The following is an 18,015-nucleotide window of genomic DNA, read 5'->3' as shown; positions in this document are numbered from 1 at the left end:
GACGGTTGCACGGGCACACCGTTTAGCGTGACGAACGAACCGCGGGATGATTTGTTATATCGGTCAAAGCCGGCAGCGGAGGTGCCATCGATGCGTTACGAGCTCTATTACTGGCCGATGATTCAAGGCCGCGGCGAATATGTTCGCCTCGCGTTGGAGGAGGCGGGCGCCCGCTACGCCGATGTCGCGCGCCGTGGCAACGGCATGGCCGCAATGATGCGAATGATGGAAACGCGGAAGGGAGCGCCGCCCTTCGCGCCGCCGTTCCTCAAAGACGGAAAGCTCGTGATCGGGCAGACCGCCAACATCCTTCTCTATCTGGGATCACGGCACGGGTTGGCGCCGAAATCGGAGGCCGGCAAACTCTGGGTGCATCAGTTGCAGCTCACGATCGCCGATCTGGTGCTGGAAGTTCACGACACCCATCATCCGCTCGGGCCCTCGCTGTACTACGAGGACCAGAAAGCGCCGGCGAAGAAACGTACCGATGAGTTCTGGAAGGCACGCGTGCCGAAATATCTCGGATACTTCGAGGACCTGCTCGCAGCCAATGGCGGCACCTACATCACCGGCCGCCGCCTCACTTACGTCGACCTGTCGCTGTTCCAGATCGTCGAGGGACTGCGCTACGCCTTTCCGAAACGGATGAAAGCGTTCGAGCGGAAGATTCCGGGCCTGGTCGAATTGCGCGACCGCGTTGCGGCGCGGCCGAACATCAAGGCGTATCTGGCGAGCGACCGGCGGATTGCGTTCAACGAGGAGGGGATTTTCCGCAGGTACAAGGCGCTGGATGGGTGAGGCTTCCTAGCTCTCTCGTTCGTCATGCCCGGGCTTACCGCCTTCGCTAAGGCTTCAGCGAGCCGATCACACTCATGGCCTTGGCGGAGACGGGACCCGGCCATCCACGCTTTGCTTGCTGATGTCGCCAAGACGTGGATGCCCGGGTCAAGCCCGGGCATGACGAGTAGTAGTCACAAGCTCCTGCCATCCACCGGCGTCATCTCCAGCTTCGACAGTTCGATGCCGTCGATGCAGCTCACATTGAGCGCCACCACGTCGCTGCCGTCGGGCTTCTTGCCACGCGCGAAGACGTCGACGCCGCAATCGACGCAGAGCTGGTGGTGGATGGCGTGCTTGTTGAAGAGGTATTCCTTCAGATTTTCTTCGCCGGCGCGAAGATGAAAGCTTTTCGGATCGAGGAAGGTGAAGTGCAGGCCCTTCTTGGTGCAGATCGAGCAATTGCACGCGGTGACCATCGCAAGGTCACTGGTGCATTCGAAGCGCACCTGGCCGCAATGGCAGCCGCCGGTGTAGGTCTTGCTATCGGGCATCCGAGTCCACCTCCTGGTCTCTCACCAAAGCCTTCTCTCACCAAACGCCTGGCACCAGACGATAGCGCACGCGCGCGGCATAGTCAGCATAGCCGGGCAGCCCCTCGACCAAGGCGCGCTCCTCAATGCGGGCGCGAATAGCGAACAGCACGGCGAATACCGGCGCGGTCGCCACGCCCCACCATGATCCCAGCAATAGCGGCACCCCGAAGAAGAACAGCATGATGCCGCTGTACATGGGATGGCGGACGAAGGCATAGGGGCCGCTCGAGACGACGTGATGCTGGCGCGCGGCCTGCACCTTCACGACGGGCGCGGCAAAGGAATTTGCGCGGAACACCCACATGATGAAGGCGGTCGAGAGCAGGTACATCGCAAGCCCCACCATTTGCAGCGCCAGTGGAATGTCGGAGGCATGCGCACGCCGGTCCAGTCCGATGGCGATTAGCCAGATGAGCGCTACCAGGACGAAGACAAGCATGAATTTCTTGTCGGCGGCCGGCTGGTCGGCCTGAAACGTCGGCCGCATCCGCTCGGCGAGCAGGGCGGGATCGGTCTTTGCCAGCCATAATCCGCAGGCCGGGCCGATGATTGCGCTGACGGCCAGGAACGCCCACGCCGCCGGCCAATCCAGCGTCCCAGCCGAGGCGAACAGCAGTGCGCCGAGCACGACGACAGTGATGGTGTTTTGCAGCAGAAGTCTTGCGATCATGCGCGGGTTCCGTTCGCCCCACGGTCAACATGATCGCGCGATTGTTCGGCAAACTTGCGGCGTTGGTAGGAGGTTAAGCACCACGTTTTCGCGCGACTGCCATACCCGCGAAAGCGGGTATCAGTACGCTGCGGCCTATTGATCGGATCGCTGACGCCTCTGGAATACTGGATCGCCCGCTCCAGTGCGCAATTGCGCACAAGGCGGGCGACGACAGCATGCGGGCTGTGAGATCAAGCCAACCGATCGATCCGCGTTCCCTGTCCGGGCGGCAGGGGGGCAACGAGCGTCGGCTGCGACGTGCGGGTGCCGTCGGCGGCGGCGCCGTTCTGCACGTCGGGGGTCTTGTCGGGAGCCTTGAACACGGGAACTTCAGGCGCCTTGACCACGACCGTTGCGGGAACAGCAGAGACATCCATCGGAAGCATCCTCTTGGTTGCCTCCGACACTGGCCGGCATGAAACGAACGATTGGTGAATCCCGCGCGGCAATCCCGCGCCGACCCCGTCAATCCCGTCCGATGGTGAACGGACGGCTCGCGGAATCGTTAGAATGCGACCGATCGGGAGTGGCTACTCGTCCTTGCCACGGGTCACCACGATCGAAGCCTCGGTCTTGGTGCGCGTGCATTCCATGTTGAGGCGGCGAAAGCGCATGGAAACCTTGTCGCCGCGGAGTAAGCCCATGCGCTTGATGCAGCGCGAGGAGCCGGTCACCACGTCGGGCTTCGGGATCGTGAAGATGATGGCGCCGGCGGACGCGACGAGGGCGAAGAATTCGGGTTTCGGCTTGCGGTCGGTCTTGGCGTAGAGCTCGACGGAATAATTGCGGCCGCGGCAGCCGAGCGACAATTCCTTGGCCGCCGGATGCGCCAGATAAATCATGTTGCCGGTGTTCATGCTGATCTTGAGGCCGTCGATCTGGTTCTTCAGTTCCTTGGCGGTGTCCTCGCAGCGGTCGGCCCGCGCCGGCGATGCGCCGACCGTCGCAACCAGCGCCAGCGTGGCGGCAAGCAAGGTCGGTCGGCGAAATTGTGGTCCCAAAGCCATTGTGAATGCCCCTTTGCGCCATTGAATCCCGCGTGCGGATTTCCTGCAAGGGCCGCGCGCGGAAGTCAACTTGCTTCTCAGAAACCGTAGAGGATGACGCCGATCCCGAAGGCGATCACGGCAAAGACGCCGTACAGCGTGGGAAGGCTGACCAGCATGGTGGCGAATCCCAGCCGCTGGCCGCGTGCGGCAAGCGCGATGGCGCAGGCGGCCATCAGCGGAAACGCGATGATCCGGACAGGCGTCTCGAAGGCGGAGACACCACGAAACTCCAGCCCGTGCCGTACCACCGAGGGCATCTCGTTCAGCCAGTTCAACAGCACGAGCGCGCCGAGCGCCATGATCGCGTAACGCAGACGGCCGACGGTGGCGAACGCCAACGCCGCCAGCGCCAGCACCGGATGGCTGGCGATATATGCCTTGATGATCGCGCCGCTGAGGCCGGGCCCGGGAATCTCCGACATGTCGCCGAACAACATCGGTGCGTGCGATAGCCCCTCGAACGCTTCGATCGCGGCCATGATGATAAGAAGCAGATAAAGCCCGAGCAGCCGCGGCGGGCGCGCCGGGATGGATGCTGCATCGGATACTGTGGTTGCGGAGTTCATTTGCAATCGCAAGTCTGTGCGGGGACCATCGGAAATCTCGGGTTTGTCTGAAATGGACCCGGAACGGTTCAATCGCCGATGGGCGGCCGCAATGCCCGGATTCGGCCGCATCCGGCACGCCAGCAAAACCTTCCTTTTGGTCGAAAAATGCTTAGAACGGGTCTATTGCTGCGGCGCCGTTCTGGCCGCCGCCGGCTCCAACCCGAGATTTCGACATGAACGCTCCGACCGCTTTTCCTGACCAAAAACCCGTTCCGCCCTACAAGCATACGCCGCTGTTTCCGCTGGGGCCGGATACCACCCCCTACAAGAAGGTCACGGCTGAGGGCGTGCGGGTCGAGAAGGTGCTCGGCAAGGACATGCTGGTGGTGTCGCGCGAGGCGCTGCGGGCGTTGTCGGAGGCTGCCTTCGGCGACATCAATCACTATCTGCGGCCGGGCCACCTGAAGCAGTTGCGCTCGATCCTGGAAGACAAGGAAGCCAGCGACAACGACAAGTTCGTCGCCTTCGACTTCCTGAAGAACGCCAACATCGCCGCCGGCGGGGTGCTGCCGATGTGCCAGGATACCGGTACCGCGATCATCATGGGCAAGAAGGGCTGCAACGTCATCACCGACGGCGACGACGAGGCGGCGTTGAGCGAAGGCGCGCGCGATGCGTACCTGCGTCGTAACCTGCGCTATTCGCAGGTCGCTCCCTTGTCGATGTACGAGGAAAAGAACACGGCCAACAACATGCCGGCGCAGTGCGAGATCTATGCCGAGGGTGACGACGCCTACAAGTTCATGTTCATGGCCAAGGGTGGCGGAAGCGCCAACAAGAGCTTTCTGTTCCAGGCGACGCCATCCGTTCTCACCAAAGACCGCCTGCTGGCGTTCCTGAAGGAGAAGGTGCTCACCCTCGGCACCGCGGCGTGTCCGCCATATCACCTCGCCATCGTCATCGGCGGCACGTCCGCCGAGCTTTGCATGAAGACGGTGAAGCTGGCGTCGGCCCGCTATCTCGATGCGCTGCCCACCCACGGCTCGGCGGACGGTAACGCGTTCCGCGATCTGGAGATGGAGCAGGAAATCCTCAAGATGACGCAGTCGCTCGGCGTCGGGGCGCAGTTCGGCGGCAAGTATTTCTGCCACGACGTGCGCGTAATCCGGATGCCGCGCCATGGTGCCTCGCTGCCGATCGGGCTCGGCGTCTCCTGCTCGGCGGACCGCCAGGTGCTCGGCAAGATCACCAAGGACGGCGTCTATCTCGAAGAGCTGGAGCATAACCCGGCGCAATATCTGCCGGCGGTCGAACAGTCGCTCGGCGGCGAGGTCGTCAAGATCGACCTCAACAAGCCGATGAAGGAAATTCTGGCGACGCTGTCGAACTATCCGATCAAGACGCGCGTCTCGATGACCGGCACCATGATCGTCGCGCGCGATTCCGCCCACGCCAAACTGCGCGAGCGGCTGGAGAAGGGCGAGCCGCTGCCGGATTACTTCAAGAACCATCCGGTGTATTACGCCGGTCCGGCCAAGACTCCGGACGGCTATGCTTCCGGCGCATTCGGCCCGACCACCGCAGGCCGCATGGACTCTTTCGTCGACCAGTTCCAGGCGGCGGGCGGATCGATGGTGATGGTCGCCAAGGGCAACCGCGCGGTCGCGGTGCGCGAGGCCTGCAAGAAGCACGGCGGCTTCTATCTCGGCTCGATCGGCGGTGCTGCGGCGAACCTCGCCGAGCACTGCATCAAGAAGGTCGAGGTGGTGGAATATCCCGAGCTCGGCATGGAAGCGATCTGGCGCATCGAGGTGGTGGATTTTCCGGCCTTCATCATCATCGACGACAAGGGTAACGACTTCTTCAAGGAATTGAATCTGGGGTGAGGGGCAATCCCTAGCAGGAAGCAACAACAACATGGTCGAGTGGTTCGACGACCTGAAAGTCGGCATGCGCTTCAAAAGCGGCGAAGTGATGGTGTCAAAGGAAGACATCCTTCGCTTCGCCAGGGAATACGACCCGCAGCCGTTTCACCTCGACGAGGAGGCCGCCAAGAAGACGGTCTTCAAGGGACTCGCCGCATCTGGCTGGCATACGGCGGCGATCGCCATGCGGCTTGCCACCGAGTGCCGGCCGTTCGGGCCGCATCCGCTCTTGGGCGCCGGTGTTGACGATCTGCGCTGGCTGAAGCCGGTGCGGCCCGGCGACACGCTGCATCTTGAAGGAGAAGTGGTCGAACTGGCGCCTTCGCGGTCGAAACCTCAAGGCGTCGCCCGTGTCAGATGGACCCTTTATGACCAGCACGGCGAGGCGGTCTATACCTTCATTCCGATCGCGATTGTGCCGACGCGTCCGAAGTGAGCGTGGTGTCCGGCTGCAGGGCGATTGGCCTCGACGGGTTCCGCCATGGCTGGGTTGCGGTTCTCCTCGACGGCGACCTTCACGCGATCAGATTTTGTCACGACGTGGCGGGCGCGCTATCCGTTGGCTTTGATCGCGCTGCGATCGACATTCCCATTGGTATGACCGATGACGGCGAGCGGGCCTGCGACCTCCTCGCCCGCGAGAGGTTACGGCCGCATTCTTCACGCGTGTTCACCGGTGCGCGGCGTTGGCTGTGGAGGGAGTTCTCCGATCCCGACCAAGCCAATCGAGCTGCATTGCAGCGCAGCCAGAAGCGGGTGTCGCGTCAACTCTGGCACCTCGGGCCGAAGATCATGGAGGTGGACAGATTCGTACTGGCCAATCGTTCGCACGACATTCGCGAGGCGCATCCGGAACTGGTTTTCTTACGCCTGAACGATTGCAAGCCGTTGCCGTCGAAGAAGTCGGAGGCTGGAATCCGCCTTCGCCGTCGGCTGCTAAAGCGGGAAGGGATCAGGGCTATAGACAGGTGGTTGGCCGACGAACGCATCGGTACCGGAGCTAAATGCGACGACGTGCTTGACGCCTGTGCTGTCGCGATCGCCGCGCGCGCCGCCGCCGGCTGCCTTCCGGACGGGATACCGCCACGCGATGCGTACGGCCTGCAGATGCAGAGCTGGTCATAATCCGATCGATCGCCAGCGAACCGAAACGAAGATCGGTTTAACTGCAGTTCGTTACCTGATTGGAGCACAGCACCTGCCGCGGCGCGAATACGTTTCCCGGCGATTTCGGATCGAGGGCGGCGATCGATAACAGAATCATCTTGTGCATGACCGAGAGAGCGAGGAGGCGCTGCGGCCTCCTCATCAATCAGGCCCGCGTCCCGGTGAAGGGGAAGCTGCCCATTGGGCCGATACCCATCTCGCCGCTCATGCTGTCGCCGGAGACCTTTCCGATGAACTCGAGGGTCAACGGCATCGGGTTGGTGATCGAGACCTTCCAGTTGACGGCGTCGCCGCTGATGGCGCCGTCGAAGATTTCGGTAGAATTGCCGTCGGCGCCCTGCGTGCCCGTCAGCGTACCGCCGGAGGCCAACAGGGTCAGTGTTGCCTTGCGCTCGCCCATCGGCGTGCTCATGGTGAGATTCCAGTTTCCGTCCACGGCCATTGCTGTCTCCCGACATTTTCCCGGCAAGCCGGAATGGCTTGCGAGATCCGCTAAACTCGATCGGCGGTATAGCCTATCTCGCCACACAAGCCCAACCGTCTCAAGCGTCCTTTTGACACGTATTTTTCAGGCGCGCTGGGCGGCAGCGCGAATCCGGCTGCCGACCAAAATACGAAACGCGATGTATTGAATTGCGAAGGCGGCGATCTTGGCGCCGACCAGTACGACCGTCACATAGAACGTCCACAGCTTCATGTCGCCGGTGACAGCGACACCGATGGTGCCGGCAGCGAGCACGAAGCACAGTGCGGCCCAGGCATAGCCCGCGAAGGTGACGTATTCGGGAATGGTCTGGCTCACGATCGGCGGCACGTAGCGCAGCATCCAGCCGCGCTTGAGCATGATGGCGCCGATCGCAAAATGTCCGATCGCGGGTTTCGCCAGCACGAAGCGGGGATCGTGGGTCAACAGTGTCGCGCTGCCGAGCACGATGACCAGCGCCAGGCTCGCCCAGGTCATGTAGCCAAGCTCCTTGCCCTTGATGCGCGAGTAGATCATCTGGGCGATGGCGCCTGCGATCGCCACGCCCGTTGCCAGCAGGACGTTGTCGGTCGCGAGATAGATCGCGATGAACACGATGGTGGAGAAAAAATCGGCGCCCAGTCTGGCGAATACGTCCTTCATCGGCTTGCTCTCTGCTGATCGTGTTACGGTTGGAGGTCGGGGCTTAGTGGGTGCCGGGCAGGGCGTTCGCAGGCGGCGCACCATACTTCGCCTTGCGATATTGCGGATACCATGTCGTGAAGAAGGCAGCGCCGTAGCGAGCGGCAAAGGCGATCACGAGGCTGGACCAGATCGGCAGGCCCGGCACGTAGATCGCGAGAGCGTTGCCGATCATCATCAGCACGATCGCGCCGTTCCAGGCCCAGGTGATGAGATACACCGCCCTCAGAAAGCCGGGCTGCCTGGCTGTCTCGGCATCGGTCTCCTCAAGCGCATATTGCAGGATGAACGGCTTGCGGATGATCAGCGAGACCAGCGAAATCGCGAGCATGCCGGCATCGACTGTCAGCTTGACGGCCGAATGGCTGAGGTTCGGATCGACCAGCGCCACATAGGCGCCGAGCGTAGCGAACACGACCACTGAGCCCGCGCCGAGCATCTTGATCGAGCGGCCGCGATAAACGTCGATGCCGATGACGGCGAGACAGATCGCGGCCGACGTGAACAGGCTGATCTCGGCCGAAGTCACCAGCATCAGCAGGGCGAACGACCCGAAAGGGGCGAGGATCAGGAAGATGGTCATGGCAGCCTCTCGGGGACTAATCTTTACATCGTAAAGATACCGTAGGGCTGTGTAGTGGATTCGTCAAGAAAAATCTTTACAGTGTCAAAATAAGACTTTTTCGTCCGAAAATGATCCGTATTACAACGAGGTACGTGGGGGCTCTGCGGCGGACTATGCACCGAGCAAGGCGCGCGCCATGATCGTCAGGGCACAGGCCAGCAGTAGGACCAGCGTGATCGTGATGCCGCCGACGCGGCCGATGCGGAATTGCAGCGTATTGGGCGCGGCGTACATGCCGAGTGGGTGCAAGAGCCGTGAGACCAGCAGCGCGCCCATCAATAGATGCACCCACACCGCCGCCAGGCCGGACATTTCCAGCATCGCCACCATCAGCGTGATGATCGGGACATATTCGATGAAGTTGGCGTGCGCGCGGATTGCGCTGCGCAGTTGCAGGCTGCCATTGTCGCCGAATGCGGCGCGGTCGCGCTGGCGCAGCCGCCCGACCTGAACGGCGAGGACGGTGTAGAGCAGGGCGAGAATGGCGAGATAGGTCGCAGTGATCGAGGGCAAGTGCATGTGCGTCACTCCCCGTTTTGAATTCGTCATTCCGGGGCGCGACGCAGTCGCGAACCCGGAATCTCGAGATGAGTGACCTCTGGATTCTCCGATGTGCACTTGCACATCGTAGTTCATCGCTGCCCGATGCCCCGGAATGACGGAGGCCCCGTAAAGCGACTGACTTACTCCGCGCTCACCCAGTTGCCGTGAAACCCGTCGGGCACGCGGTGGCCGAGATGCACCAGCGCGACGGGACCTCCTTCGACGTCGTGCGCATTGAACACCGCCAGATCGCTGCGGTTTTCCCGCGCGCGCCAGACGACGGCAAGCAGCCAGCCGTCGCCTTCGGCGGCGTCAGGCCCGCGCTCCACGAACACCGGCTCGGAGATGGTGTCGCCGGCGGGCAGCAGATAATGGCCGAGACGTTTGCCCTTGCCGTCGACATGGACGATGCCCGACAGCGCGCCGAACATCGGCAGGTCGGGGTTGGCGCAGGCGTACCAGCCGTGGCTATTTGCGTAGCCCGCGCGGCGATCGTCGATGCGCGGGAATTCGCCGGTGAGATCGTCGAGATAGGTTTGCGTGAAGCGGTCGGTATTGCCTGCGAGGTCGAAGGTCCAGCGGCAGTAGCGGGCGCGCGATTTCTGCGGATCTGTTTTCGAACCGTCGGGATGCGGGAACAGCGGCGCTTCCTCGAACTGCATCACGTCGGCAATGATGCGGTTGCCTTCCTCCCAGGCGTTCATGACGTGAAAAACGTAGCAGCTCTCGGCGCGGAACCAGGCGAGCTCCTTCGAGCCGTTGCGCTTCATGACGCCGACGTAAGCGCCTTTCTCCGGCTCCCAGGCGTAGGGCGGCTTGCCGCGCATCGCCCGCTCCATGCTGCCGGTGATGGGCAGGATCGGAAACAGCAGATGATTTTCGGTGACGATGAAGTCGTGCACCATGCTGGCATAGGGCGCCTCGAAGCGATCGAACCGCGTCACCACGCCTGAGGCGTTGACGGATCCGAAGGAGAGGGCGGGGGTGAGCGGACCCATCGCGTTGTAGCCGAAGAACACCATCTCGCCGGTGACAGGATCGATCTTGGGATGCGCGGTGAAGGGACCCTTGATGGCGCCGTTGTAGTCACAATAGCCGAGACGATCGAGCGTGCCGGGCTCGATCTCGGTCGGCAGATGGCCTTCCTCCAGCGCCAGCAGTTTTCCGCCATGGAAGATGATGTTGGTGTTGGCGACGCCGCCATCGTCGGTGACCCCGGCCGGGGCACCCGGCAGCTTGCGGCCGAAGCCGCCAAACAGCGCGCGGCCGGCATCGTGCTCGGCCAGCCATTTCGGGGTGCGAACCCAGCGGTTGCGATAGCTGGCGCGGCCGTTCTCCAGATGGAAGGCGTGCAGCATGCCGTCGCCGACGAACCAGTGCGCGCCGGGCGCGTCGAACTGCGGATTGGGGCCGTTGCGATAGAGCGTGCCGTTGAGTTCGCGCGGCAATTCGCCTGATACCTTGAGATGCGGCGCGTCGCATTCCATGGGAATCGGCGCGAGATTGGGCCGGGTCATCTCGGTCGTCACCTGGTCGAGCATTCACGTCTCCTCCGGTTTTAATCTTTACATCGTAAAGATACCAGTAGGGATGTTGCGAGACGCCGTCAAGCAAAATCTTTACAGTGTAAAAATTGCGGTTATAAGGATTCGCATGGCAAGAACATCGCGAGAGACCCGAACGAACCGTCCCGTCGCCAAGCGCAGGCCCGCAAGAGTGGCAACCGAAAGGCCAGCCGGTCGCCGGCGTCGGCCGGCAGGCGAAACCCCTTATCATCACGGCGACCTGCATGACGCACTGCTCGCCGCGGCAGAGCGGGTGCTGGAGCGCGATGGCTTGCCGGGGCTTACGCTGCGGGCCGTGGCGCGCGAGGCCGGCGTGTCGCATGCGGCCCCAACCCATCATTTCGGCGATCTTACCGGGCTCCTGAGCGAGCTCGCCGCCATCGGCTTCCGCAGGTTCAATGAGGCCATGGTCGCGGCGGGCAACACCGAAACGCTCCCGCTCATGAAGGCGATGGCGCGCGCCAAGGCTTACGTCGCCTATGCGCAGGCGCGTCCCGGCATGTACGGGCTGATGTTCCGTACCGAACGGCTCGATATGACACGGCCCTCGCTGCACGAGGCGGCGACGGCCTCGTTCAGAGGACTGGCGACGGCGGTGAGCCTCAGCCGCAACGAGAAACTCACCGGCGAGGCGTTGGAGGCGTTGTCGCTGGACCAAGCCGCGGCAATTGCGCGGGCATGGTCGCTGGTGCACGGCTTCACCACGCTGCTGCTCGACGGCCGGCTCAAGGACATCCTGCACCGGCTGCCCGAGGGCACCGGCGTCGACCAGCTCCTCGACGCCATGCTGCGCTCGACGGTGCCGCGACCGCCGACAGTCTAGCGCAGGCGTGGGAGCTTTACGCGAGAACGGGGACAGCCATGAGCAACGTGATCCCGCAACGCATGACGGCTCGGATCGAGGGAGATTTTGTCGTCTTCCTGATCGGCATGCGCATCAACAGGCCCTGGAAAGTATGGAAATGGGCGCCCGTGGCCCGGCAGATGCCGAAGATGCTCGCTGAATTGGCCGAGCAGCCCGAGCTTGGACTGCTTCATGCGAGGACGCATTTCGGCCTGCCCAATATTCTGGTGGTGCAGTATTGGCGCAGCTTCGAGCATTTGCACAATTATGCGACCGGCGCGAATGCCTTGCATCTTCCGGCCTGGCAGGCGTTCAACCGTGCCGTCGGCAGCAACGGCGATGTCGGGATCTGGCACGAAAGCTATCTCGTGAAAGACGGCGCCTATGAGAACGTCTACAACAACATGCCGCCTTACGGCCTTGGTGTCGCGGGCTCGCTGCAGCCGGCGCAGGGCCGGATGAAATCCGCACGAGGCAGGCTGGGCCAACCGGAAATTGCCGGGTAATTCCGAATTCTGTGGCCGCTATCGCAAATTGCCGCTCAGCAATTTTTGCAGATCTTGATTTGCCGCTTTAGCTTCGCGTCGGCCTCGGGATCTTCGTTGGGCAGCCGCGTCCATTCTTCGTAGGCCGCTTTGACACCCGGCCTGGCTGAGGTTTCTCTCTGCGGGCTTTCGTTCAGCGGGCCGAGGATGATTTCGCGATTGCGCGCTGCTGTCCTGCGCTTCGGCTTGGCTGCCCCGGCTTGCTCGCCATCTGCGGTCGGCGCTTCGCCCAAGCCGTCCCAGGCGATCGGCGCACCGGTGGCCGTGGGCGTCGAACAGCCGGTGCCGGACGCGCAGCAGCCGGAGAGAGCGGAGCCAAGGAGGAGGAGAGCCAGGAGTTTTATGTGCATCGCTGCCCCGGGTGCGCCGTGAAAGAATATGGTTTGATAAGCATTAAGCACTCAAACCTTAAGCTTTGACGTTAATGCGGCGAAAACAGGCCCGAGTAGACGGCTTGATCAGCGCTTCGCAAGGCCTACGGCCGCGCCTTTTTCGCCGACTACTTTCACCTCGTCCTTGCCGCATTTGAAATCGCGGGCGAATTCGTCCGCGGCCTGGCGGGCGAGCTCGTTGGCATTGCGGTTGGCTTGACCGTCGATATAGGCGACATGGCAGACCGGCCCCGGCGGCAGCCGGGTTACGGCGAGCATCGGCTTGCTGATCGGGTTGCCGGTCTTGTCGGGGTTGTCGATGTCGGCGATCAGCCAGCGCTGGATGATGGCGAACGGCTTGCCGTCGAGGGCCCGCCATTCGACGGTGTGGGCGGTGGAATTGAACGGACCGAACCAGGTCCCCGCAGCGGGTTCCTTGGCTGCGGCCTCGCGGGTCGGCCCAACCGAGACGGTTTGGCGCAGGTCGCCCTCGCTGATCAGCACCACCAACCCCGATGGGCCGGGGCACACCTGCGTCGTGCTGTCGTCAGATTTGCTGGGTTTGCCGATCGTGCGGCAGTCCTTTGGCGCGGTCGATGTGTAGCTGCTGCTGAATGTTTGGGCGTTGGCCGGTAAAATCAGCCAAAATGTGAATAGGACGGCGGCGACCGGCACGATGAGCTGCCGGGGGGAAACGCGTTTCATCTGCACTTCTCGCATGGAACTTCCGTGATGCGCAATCTGGGGACGGTTCATGGCAAAGGTACGAAACACCTGACTTTGCCGCGGAATCGTCCTAGAAGGTCGGCTTCGCATTTCCTGCTTTTCCGAGCGTACCGTCACTCAGTCGTCATGCCTTCCATACCATCGCATAAGCCCTATCGCGTCGGCCGCTCCCGCACTGGTCTTGGCCTTTTCGCCACCAAGCCGATCAAGAAGGGCAGCAAGATCATCCGCTATTTCGGGCCGCTTCTGGATTCGAAGAAGAAAGAAGAAGACGCGATCGAGAACAAATATCTGTTCGAGCTGAACGACCGCTGGACCATCGATGGCTCCGTGCGCAAGAACATCGCCCGCTATATCAACCATTCCTGCCGGCCGAACGCCGAATCCGACGTCAAGCCGCGCAAGCGCAAGGTGTTCATCCGCGCCATCAAGAACATCGAGCCGGGCGAGGAAATCAACTACGACTACGGCACCGATTATTTCAAAGCCTACCTGAAGCCGATCGGCTGCAAATGCGCGGCTTGCGAAAAGAAGCGCGCGAAAAAGCGTGCCGAGGCACGAGCCGAGAAAGCCCGCCTGAAGGCCAAGGCGGAGCGCAAGGCGCTGAAGAAGGCCGAGAAGCTGGTGAAGGAACAAGCCAAGCTGAAGGAAAAATTGAAGGCGAAGGCGAGCAAGAAGCTCAATGGCCACTCGCTGAATGGCAAGTCACTGAACGGGAAGCATCTGAACGGCACCAGCCGCGCCAGGGTCGCCGGCAGGAAACCGGCCGGCCGGAAACAACCGGTCTCCGCACCCGCGTCGGCCCTCCAGGCCTAGACCTCATCCGCCGCGCTTGCGCACCGCTTTCGGCAGCGACGCATTGCCGAAGTCGACCGCCGAGCGTTGAACGATCGCGCCTGTTTCGTCGACCACGACGCGAAAGCGGCGGTGCTCGGCGAAGAAGGTCAGGCGGTGCCGGCCGAGATCGGCATCGACCCCGCGCTCGGCAAGGCTCGTGATCCTGCCCGCGCGCATCTCTTCCTGCAGCAGGGATGGCGCCAGGCCCAGGCCTTCGGCGACGATGGCGGCGTCGATCTGGATAGTGCCATTTTCGAACGCGATCGGTTTCATCTGTTACACCTGACTCTTGGTGGCAGCCGTCATGCGTGGACCTGATACCGCTTGGCCGCCGCGGGGTAGGCGCATTCCGCCAATGTCGTGGAGTCGAGTTCGCGCATGAAGGCCTCGCGGGCAGCCGCCAGCTTCGCCTTCAGCCGGCAGCGCGGTTTCAATACGCAATTACCGCCATCCTCGCGAAAACATTCGACCAGCGGCGGCCCTTCGAGGGCGCGCACCACTTCGCCGATCGTGATCGTTTGCGCCGGGCGGGCCAGCATGAAGCCGCCACCGACGCCGCGCTGGGTCGAGATGAAACCGCTGTCGGCGAGGTCGCGCACCACCTTGGCCAGATGATTGCGGGAGATGCCGAACTCGGCCGCGATCTCGTTGGTGGCAAAGGAGCGGCCGGGTTCGCCCGCCAGCCGCATCAGGGCGCGCAACGCAAAATCCGTGAACGACGTCAGGCGCATGGGAGCCCTCTCGAAAGATCTGCTTGCAAATCATCTATACCCGTCTAAATAGGCATTTGAAATACCTATTTAAGGGCGGGCGCGGAAATGGAAGCGATCGTGGCGGGGCCGGAGCGGCGTGAGCGGCTGACGGCCGAAATCATGGAGCGGACGGGCATCGACGAGGCGATGATCGAGCGGCTGGTGCGCGGCTTTTACGCCAAGGTCCGCGAGGACGCGGTGCTCGGGCCGATCTTCGAGGCCCGCATCCGGGATTGGGAGCCGCATCTGGCCCAGATGTGCGCGTTCTGGTCGTCGGTCGCGCTGATGACGGGGCGCTATCACGGCACGCCGATGGCCAAGCATCTGCCGCTGCCGGTCGACGCGGCGCATTTCGACCGCTGGCTCGGCCTGTTCGAGGCCACCGCCCGCGAGATCTGTCCGCCCGCGGCAGAAGCGCATGTCGTGGAACGCGCGCGGCGGATTGCGGCGAGCCTCGAACTCGGCATCGCCGGGGCCCAGGGCGTCATGCTCGGCAATGGGGAAAGATTTCGGCGTAACCAGGCAGGAGCAGTGTGATGGCTTATCGTGCACAGGTCGTGACCAACAAGGAGCAGGCCGACCCATATTCGGGCAGCAGCCTGGTGCCGATGCTGGTGATCGGGCTGGTGCTGACGTTTGCGGGAATGATTGCGGCGTTGGTATTGAGCTGAGGTCTATCCTCGTCATTGCGAGGAGCTCGCGACAAAATTGCAGAGCAATTTTGCGCTGAAGCGACGAAGCAATCCATCTGTCCGCTATGCCGTGACATGGATTGCTTCGCTTCGCTCGCAGTAATGACGGGCTAAGGCTTATGCGGCTACCGTCTCATCACTCTTGCGCAGTCCGATATACTGCAACTCGGCGAACACGCCGGTGGCAATCGCCTGCGCAACGATGAAGACCTGACCGAGCAGGTTCGGCGAGACCGCGCCGGAGAACAGCAGCGCGATGCTGCCCAGCGTCCACGCAGCGTTACCTACGATCACGAACAGCACCAGCGCCTTCATCACCGTTGACCGTGAGGCCAGCCAGCCGACCAGCGCCGTGTAGGCGATCAGGAACAGGCCGGTCTCGCGCAACAAGACTTCCGGCAGATTGAGGAACGGCGCGAGCGCGCCGGCGCCAAGCGTCAGCGCGACCGCGGCGACGCCGCTGAAGATGGCGTCGGCGAGGAGGGCACGGCTCAGGAAGTTGGACGGATGGATCATGACAATTCTCCTTTGCTTGGGGACTTTGGGCGAAACAGGATCAGCGCCGCAGCAGCGACCGGAATTGACGCGTCAGCCTGCCAGGGCAGAGCGCCTTGCCGACCCTGTTCTCGATCGTCTGCACCCGCACGAACATGAACACGCCGGCGTCGTGCACGACCGGTTGCGGCATGTTGAGCGAGCGCGCCACGAGCCAGGTGGCCAGATTGACCACCCAGGGGATCGCGGCGGTGGCGAGGCGGAACAGCGAAAGCATCAGCATGGGTCATCTCCTGTGCCGCCTAAGATGATCCAGTCCGTGACCCGTTTCGATTACCTCGGACGTAAGAACGCTGACTGTTCGGAGACGTCCTAAGATGTTCGATGGTGTTCGCACACGCTCAGAAACGCTTGAAAAATAGGGGGTTCTGCGTACATTCATGTTCGTCACTGTTTGTTCTCATTCGCGCCCAGCCGCCGACTTTGTTGGTATTTTTGTTGGTATCGGAAGAACAGACGTCGCGGCACACTTCCGGTCTTCCAACACGCGGGAATCGAAGCAGGTGGCACGCAGTCAGGTTGGCGAGCACGCGAACCCCGAGCAGATCAGGACCGACGTCGACTGTCGCGCCGCCAAACCGAAACTCGAGAACGGCGCTTGGACGGCCACCAAGATTTCTGACGTGACAGGCGGCGGTCTCTATCTCTTCATCAAGCCGGACCTGAACAGGCCGGGCAAAGCCGCCTCCAAGCTCTGGCAGATGGCCTATCGCTTTCACGGCCGACAGAAGACCTACTCCATTGGGGCTTACGGCGATGGCAACGACGGCACCTTCTCACTCGCCACTGCACGTCAGAAGCGCGACGCGGCAAAGGCGCTGCTCGCCAAAAACCCACCAGTCGATCCCTCCGTCGAAAAGCAATTCGAAAGACATCGTCAGGCGACCGAACGCCCTCTCGGCGTGTGGATCGATGAATGGCTCGCAGAGAAGAAGATCGAGAAGATCAAACGCGGCAGACTTGTCACAGTTCGCAGTCCTGAAACCATCGCGCTGCTCGAAAGGTGGGCTGGTTATTTGAAGGGTCGTTTCGGCAAGCTCTATCGAAAAGACATCAAGCGCCCCGACGTCCTCGCTTTCTTTCGGACGATGCAGGCTGAAGGCAGACTAGAGACTCGTGACCGAGTTCACAGTATCGGTTCGCAAGTTTGTGACTACGCTGACCTCGAAGGGGATGGCTACAATCCGTTTCGTGCCTGCAAGAAGCAGCTTATTGTCAACGTCTCGACGCCGCGGCCCGGCGTCACTGATCCGCAGGATGTCATTCGCCTGTTCAGGCTGATCATGCCGACATGGGCGAAGGCCAGATTTAGCGATGTCGTCGGTGATGCCCTTCGGCTCGATGCACTTACGATCCCGCGCCCCGGCATGATCAACAACATGGAGTGGTCAGAAGTCGACTGGGATAGCGAACGATGGACTATCCCTGCTGCTAAGATGAAGACCGGCTGGGATCATGTCGTGCCCCTGTCGCGACAAGCCGTCGCTATCCTGCGACGCGTGCGGAAAATCACCGGCAATCGGCGATACGTGTTCGCTTGTGCCGAAGATGCACCCTTGTCCGGTAGAACGCTCTGTTCTCGGCTGCGCGCGCTCGGCATCGACACCAAAACCGAACATTGCGCCCATGGCTTCCGCACTACGTTCTCGACCCTTTGTCACCATGAGGAGATCAAGGAAGCCAAGGCATGGGATGGCGACGTCATCGAGTTGCAACTTGCGCATCTCGAAAGTGACTCGGTAAAGGCGATCTACAAACGGCATGGACCGCTGGCCCTGATCGGCTCGCGCACCAAGCTGATGCAGCATTGGGCTGACCGGATCGATAGCTTTGCCTATCCAAAAAAGATTGTGCCGATCAAGGCAATCCTTGAAAGCTGCGCCAACTAGCTAGATGTGAGCTCTCAGGAGGTTGTCCATCCGGTCCTGAACGAGGAAGCTGAAGTTGTCGAAGCTTTAGCCAATCCCCGGAGAACCGAATGGACACCCATAAGAATGCGCCTCTGACGCCGAAAGGTCGAG

26 protein-coding genes are annotated in these 18,015 nt (G+C 62.1%); 10 read left to right on the top strand and 16 right to left on the bottom strand.

Annotated features, from left to right (window positions below; genetic code table 11):
* Nucleotides 1-90 precede the first annotated feature (90 nt).
* Nucleotides 91-798: a glutathione S-transferase gene (locus AC0QUY_RS38530; protein WP_475391193.1), complete on the top strand. Its 708-nt coding sequence runs from the start codon at nt 91-93 to the stop codon at nt 796-798.
* Nucleotides 799-971: 173 nt separating this feature from the next.
* On the opposite strand, the gene AC0QUY_RS38525 is transcribed toward AC0QUY_RS38530, so the two are convergent.
* From AC0QUY_RS38525 to AC0QUY_RS38505, 5 genes are all read right to left on the bottom strand, one after another.
* The gene (locus AC0QUY_RS38525) at nt 972-1,331 is read right to left on the bottom strand and encodes a GFA family protein (RefSeq protein WP_161855728.1); all 360 of its coding nucleotides are present in this window, start codon (nt 1,329-1,331) and stop codon (nt 972-974) included.
* 37 nt (nt 1,332-1,368) lie between these two features.
* On the bottom strand, nt 1,369-2,043 hold the full coding sequence (locus AC0QUY_RS38520) for a methyltransferase family protein (protein ID WP_475391191.1): 675 nt from the start codon (nt 2,041-2,043) through the stop codon (nt 1,369-1,371).
* Nucleotides 2,044-2,276: 233 nt separating this feature from the next.
* Nucleotides 2,277-2,462, bottom strand: coding sequence for a hypothetical protein (locus AC0QUY_RS38515; protein ID WP_161855726.1), 186 nt, complete (start codon nt 2,460-2,462; stop codon nt 2,277-2,279).
* 153 nt (nt 2,463-2,615) lie between these two features.
* Complete coding sequence (locus tag AC0QUY_RS38510) at nt 2,616-3,092, bottom strand: hypothetical protein (RefSeq protein WP_161855725.1); 477 nt, start codon at nt 3,090-3,092, stop codon at nt 2,616-2,618.
* 77 nt (nt 3,093-3,169) lie between these two features.
* Entirely contained in the window at nt 3,170-3,700 is a 531-nt protein-coding gene (locus AC0QUY_RS38505; RefSeq protein ID WP_475391190.1) for a hypothetical protein, read from the bottom strand.
* 215 nt (nt 3,701-3,915) lie between these two features.
* On the opposite strand from AC0QUY_RS38505, the gene AC0QUY_RS38500 reads away from it, so the two are divergent.
* Genes AC0QUY_RS38500 through AC0QUY_RS38490 form a run of 3 tightly spaced genes read left to right on the top strand, consistent with a single transcriptional unit; the run spans nt 3,916 to nt 6,732 of the window.
* Entirely contained in the window at nt 3,916-5,568 is a 1,653-nt protein-coding gene (locus AC0QUY_RS38500; protein ID WP_475391188.1) for a fumarate hydratase, read from the top strand.
* Nucleotides 5,569-5,599: 31 nt separating this feature from the next.
* Nucleotides 5,600-6,043, top strand: a complete 444-nt coding sequence (locus AC0QUY_RS38495) for a MaoC family dehydratase (protein WP_475391186.1) — start codon at nt 5,600-5,602, stop codon at nt 6,041-6,043.
* Nucleotides 6,040-6,732: a DUF429 domain-containing protein gene (locus AC0QUY_RS38490; RefSeq protein WP_475391184.1), complete on the top strand. Its 693-nt coding sequence runs from the start codon at nt 6,040-6,042 to the stop codon at nt 6,730-6,732. Before AC0QUY_RS38495 ends, AC0QUY_RS38490 begins: the two co-directional genes overlap by 4 nt.
* Before the next feature lie 187 nt (nt 6,733-6,919).
* Here the strand turns inward: AC0QUY_RS38490 and AC0QUY_RS38485 are convergent, their stop codons facing one another.
* The 5 genes from AC0QUY_RS38485 to AC0QUY_RS38465 all read right to left on the bottom strand — a co-directional run bounded on the left by AC0QUY_RS38485 (nt 6,920) and on the right by AC0QUY_RS38465 (nt 10,648).
* Nucleotides 6,920-7,216, bottom strand: a complete 297-nt coding sequence (locus AC0QUY_RS38485; protein ID WP_025588796.1) for a hypothetical protein — start codon at nt 7,214-7,216, stop codon at nt 6,920-6,922.
* 126 nt (nt 7,217-7,342) lie between these two features.
* Nucleotides 7,343-7,900: an inner membrane-spanning protein YciB gene (locus tag AC0QUY_RS38480; protein WP_475391182.1), complete on the bottom strand. Its 558-nt coding sequence runs from the start codon at nt 7,898-7,900 to the stop codon at nt 7,343-7,345.
* Between the two features lie 43 nt (nt 7,901-7,943).
* Nucleotides 7,944-8,522: a hypothetical protein gene (locus tag AC0QUY_RS38475; protein WP_475391180.1), complete on the bottom strand. Its 579-nt coding sequence runs from the start codon at nt 8,520-8,522 to the stop codon at nt 7,944-7,946.
* Nucleotides 8,523-8,675: 153 nt separating this feature from the next.
* The gene (locus tag AC0QUY_RS38470) at nt 8,676-9,083 is read right to left on the bottom strand and encodes an MAPEG family protein (RefSeq protein WP_161855719.1); all 408 of its coding nucleotides are present in this window, start codon (nt 9,081-9,083) and stop codon (nt 8,676-8,678) included.
* Between the two features lie 164 nt (nt 9,084-9,247).
* Nucleotides 9,248-10,648: a carotenoid oxygenase family protein gene (locus AC0QUY_RS38465; RefSeq protein WP_475391178.1), complete on the bottom strand. Its 1,401-nt coding sequence runs from the start codon at nt 10,646-10,648 to the stop codon at nt 9,248-9,250.
* Between the two features lie 112 nt (nt 10,649-10,760).
* Here AC0QUY_RS38465 and AC0QUY_RS38460 point away from each other — a divergent pair, with 112 nt between their 5' ends.
* A complete protein-coding gene (locus tag AC0QUY_RS38460; protein ID WP_475391176.1) occupies nt 10,761-11,495 on the top strand; it encodes a TetR/AcrR family transcriptional regulator in 735 nt (244 codons plus the stop codon).
* A gap of 38 nt (nt 11,496-11,533) precedes the next feature.
* On the top strand, nt 11,534-12,022 hold the full coding sequence (locus AC0QUY_RS38455) for a DUF4188 domain-containing protein (protein WP_161855716.1): 489 nt from the start codon (nt 11,534-11,536) through the stop codon (nt 12,020-12,022).
* A gap of 35 nt (nt 12,023-12,057) precedes the next feature.
* On the opposite strand, the gene AC0QUY_RS38450 is transcribed toward AC0QUY_RS38455, so the two are convergent.
* Nucleotides 12,058-12,462 (bottom strand): hypothetical protein, encoded by a 405-nt coding sequence (locus tag AC0QUY_RS38450; protein WP_475391174.1) that lies wholly within the window; start codon nt 12,460-12,462, stop codon nt 12,058-12,060.
* Nucleotides 12,463-12,519: 57 nt separating this feature from the next.
* A complete protein-coding gene (locus AC0QUY_RS38445) occupies nt 12,520-13,137 on the bottom strand; it encodes a hypothetical protein (RefSeq protein ID WP_475391173.1) in 618 nt (205 codons plus the stop codon).
* A 147-nt stretch (nt 13,138-13,284) separates the two neighbouring features.
* On the opposite strand from AC0QUY_RS38445, the gene AC0QUY_RS38440 reads away from it, so the two are divergent.
* The gene (locus tag AC0QUY_RS38440) at nt 13,285-13,974 is read left to right on the top strand and encodes an SET domain-containing protein (RefSeq protein WP_475391172.1); all 690 of its coding nucleotides are present in this window, start codon (nt 13,285-13,287) and stop codon (nt 13,972-13,974) included.
* A 3-nt stretch (nt 13,975-13,977) separates the two neighbouring features.
* On the opposite strand, the gene AC0QUY_RS38435 is transcribed toward AC0QUY_RS38440, so the two are convergent.
* Nucleotides 13,978-14,268, bottom strand: a complete 291-nt coding sequence (locus tag AC0QUY_RS38435) for a DUF6522 family protein (RefSeq protein ID WP_161855712.1) — start codon at nt 14,266-14,268, stop codon at nt 13,978-13,980.
* A 29-nt stretch (nt 14,269-14,297) separates the two neighbouring features.
* The gene (locus AC0QUY_RS38430) at nt 14,298-14,726 is read right to left on the bottom strand and encodes an RrF2 family transcriptional regulator (protein WP_475391171.1); all 429 of its coding nucleotides are present in this window, start codon (nt 14,724-14,726) and stop codon (nt 14,298-14,300) included.
* Nucleotides 14,727-14,813: 87 nt separating this feature from the next.
* On the opposite strand from AC0QUY_RS38430, the gene AC0QUY_RS38425 reads away from it, so the two are divergent.
* Both AC0QUY_RS38425 and AC0QUY_RS38420 read left to right on the top strand, forming a co-directional pair.
* On the top strand, nt 14,814-15,284 hold the full coding sequence (locus tag AC0QUY_RS38425) for a group III truncated hemoglobin (protein ID WP_475391169.1): 471 nt from the start codon (nt 14,814-14,816) through the stop codon (nt 15,282-15,284).
* Nucleotides 15,284-15,418, top strand: a complete 135-nt coding sequence (locus AC0QUY_RS38420) for a hypothetical protein (RefSeq protein WP_475391167.1) — start codon at nt 15,284-15,286, stop codon at nt 15,416-15,418. Before AC0QUY_RS38425 ends, AC0QUY_RS38420 begins: the two co-directional genes overlap by 1 nt.
* A 138-nt stretch (nt 15,419-15,556) precedes the next feature.
* On the opposite strand, the gene AC0QUY_RS38415 is transcribed toward AC0QUY_RS38420, so the two are convergent.
* Complete coding sequence (locus AC0QUY_RS38415) at nt 15,557-15,955, bottom strand: hypothetical protein (protein ID WP_475391165.1); 399 nt, start codon at nt 15,953-15,955, stop codon at nt 15,557-15,559.
* A 40-nt stretch (nt 15,956-15,995) separates the two neighbouring features.
* Nucleotides 15,996-16,217 (bottom strand): hypothetical protein, encoded by a 222-nt coding sequence (locus AC0QUY_RS38410; protein WP_475391163.1) that lies wholly within the window; start codon nt 16,215-16,217, stop codon nt 15,996-15,998.
* Nucleotides 16,218-16,374: 157 nt separating this feature from the next.
* On the opposite strand from AC0QUY_RS38410, the gene AC0QUY_RS38405 reads away from it, so the two are divergent.
* Nucleotides 16,375-17,883, top strand: coding sequence for a tyrosine-type recombinase/integrase (locus AC0QUY_RS38405; RefSeq protein ID WP_161855707.1), 1,509 nt, complete (start codon nt 16,375-16,377; stop codon nt 17,881-17,883).
* The last annotated feature ends 132 nt before the right edge of the window (nt 17,884-18,015 follow it).

The sequence above is a fragment of the Bradyrhizobium sp. WYCCWR15520 genome (genome assembly GCF_056174665.1).
Note: the sequence above shows the minus strand (reverse complement) of the source record. Positions and strands in the feature narration are given on the sequence as shown.

What these genes read in the sequence shown, in the direction of transcription:
- AC0QUY_RS38530 (WP_475391193.1), top strand. Translation starts at nt 91, where the DNA reads ATGCGTTACGAGCTCTATTACTGGCCGATGATTCAAGGCCGCGGCGAA.
- AC0QUY_RS38525 (WP_161855728.1), bottom strand. Translation starts at nt 1,331, where the DNA reads ATGCCCGATAGCAAGACCTACACCGGCGGCTGCCATTGCGGCCAGGTG.
- AC0QUY_RS38520 (WP_475391191.1), bottom strand. Translation starts at nt 2,043, where the DNA reads ATGATCGCAAGACTTCTGCTGCAAAACACCATCACTGTCGTCGTGCTC.
- AC0QUY_RS38515 (WP_161855726.1), bottom strand. Translation starts at nt 2,462, where the DNA reads ATGGATGTCTCTGCTGTTCCCGCAACGGTCGTGGTCAAGGCGCCTGAA.
- AC0QUY_RS38510 (WP_161855725.1), bottom strand. Translation starts at nt 3,092, where the DNA reads ATGGCTTTGGGACCACAATTTCGCCGACCGACCTTGCTTGCCGCCACG.
- AC0QUY_RS38505 (WP_475391190.1), bottom strand. Translation starts at nt 3,700, where the DNA reads ATGAACTCCGCAACCACAGTATCCGATGCAGCATCCATCCCGGCGCGC.
- AC0QUY_RS38500 (WP_475391188.1), top strand. Translation starts at nt 3,916, where the DNA reads ATGAACGCTCCGACCGCTTTTCCTGACCAAAAACCCGTTCCGCCCTAC.
- AC0QUY_RS38495 (WP_475391186.1), top strand. Translation starts at nt 5,600, where the DNA reads ATGGTCGAGTGGTTCGACGACCTGAAAGTCGGCATGCGCTTCAAAAGC.
- AC0QUY_RS38485 (WP_025588796.1), bottom strand. Translation starts at nt 7,216, where the DNA reads ATGGCCGTGGACGGAAACTGGAATCTCACCATGAGCACGCCGATGGGC.
- AC0QUY_RS38480 (WP_475391182.1), bottom strand. Translation starts at nt 7,900, where the DNA reads ATGAAGGACGTATTCGCCAGACTGGGCGCCGATTTTTTCTCCACCATC.
- AC0QUY_RS38475 (WP_475391180.1), bottom strand. Translation starts at nt 8,522, where the DNA reads ATGACCATCTTCCTGATCCTCGCCCCTTTCGGGTCGTTCGCCCTGCTG.
- AC0QUY_RS38470 (WP_161855719.1), bottom strand. Translation starts at nt 9,083, where the DNA reads ATGCACTTGCCCTCGATCACTGCGACCTATCTCGCCATTCTCGCCCTG.
- AC0QUY_RS38465 (WP_475391178.1), bottom strand. Translation starts at nt 10,648, where the DNA reads ATGCTCGACCAGGTGACGACCGAGATGACCCGGCCCAATCTCGCGCCG.
- AC0QUY_RS38460 (WP_475391176.1), top strand. Translation starts at nt 10,761, where the DNA reads ATGGCAAGAACATCGCGAGAGACCCGAACGAACCGTCCCGTCGCCAAG.
- AC0QUY_RS38455 (WP_161855716.1), top strand. Translation starts at nt 11,534, where the DNA reads ATGAGCAACGTGATCCCGCAACGCATGACGGCTCGGATCGAGGGAGAT.
- AC0QUY_RS38445 (WP_475391173.1), bottom strand. Translation starts at nt 13,137, where the DNA reads ATGAAACGCGTTTCCCCCCGGCAGCTCATCGTGCCGGTCGCCGCCGTC.
- AC0QUY_RS38440 (WP_475391172.1), top strand. Translation starts at nt 13,285, where the DNA reads ATGCCTTCCATACCATCGCATAAGCCCTATCGCGTCGGCCGCTCCCGC.
- AC0QUY_RS38435 (WP_161855712.1), bottom strand. Translation starts at nt 14,268, where the DNA reads ATGAAACCGATCGCGTTCGAAAATGGCACTATCCAGATCGACGCCGCC.
- AC0QUY_RS38430 (WP_475391171.1), bottom strand. Translation starts at nt 14,726, where the DNA reads ATGCGCCTGACGTCGTTCACGGATTTTGCGTTGCGCGCCCTGATGCGG.
- AC0QUY_RS38425 (WP_475391169.1), top strand. Translation starts at nt 14,814, where the DNA reads ATGGAAGCGATCGTGGCGGGGCCGGAGCGGCGTGAGCGGCTGACGGCC.
- AC0QUY_RS38420 (WP_475391167.1), top strand. Translation starts at nt 15,284, where the DNA reads ATGGCTTATCGTGCACAGGTCGTGACCAACAAGGAGCAGGCCGACCCA.
- AC0QUY_RS38415 (WP_475391165.1), bottom strand. Translation starts at nt 15,955, where the DNA reads ATGATCCATCCGTCCAACTTCCTGAGCCGTGCCCTCCTCGCCGACGCC.
- AC0QUY_RS38410 (WP_475391163.1), bottom strand. Translation starts at nt 16,217, where the DNA reads ATGCTGATGCTTTCGCTGTTCCGCCTCGCCACCGCCGCGATCCCCTGG.
- AC0QUY_RS38405 (WP_161855707.1), top strand. Translation starts at nt 16,375, where the DNA reads ATGTTCGTCACTGTTTGTTCTCATTCGCGCCCAGCCGCCGACTTTGTT.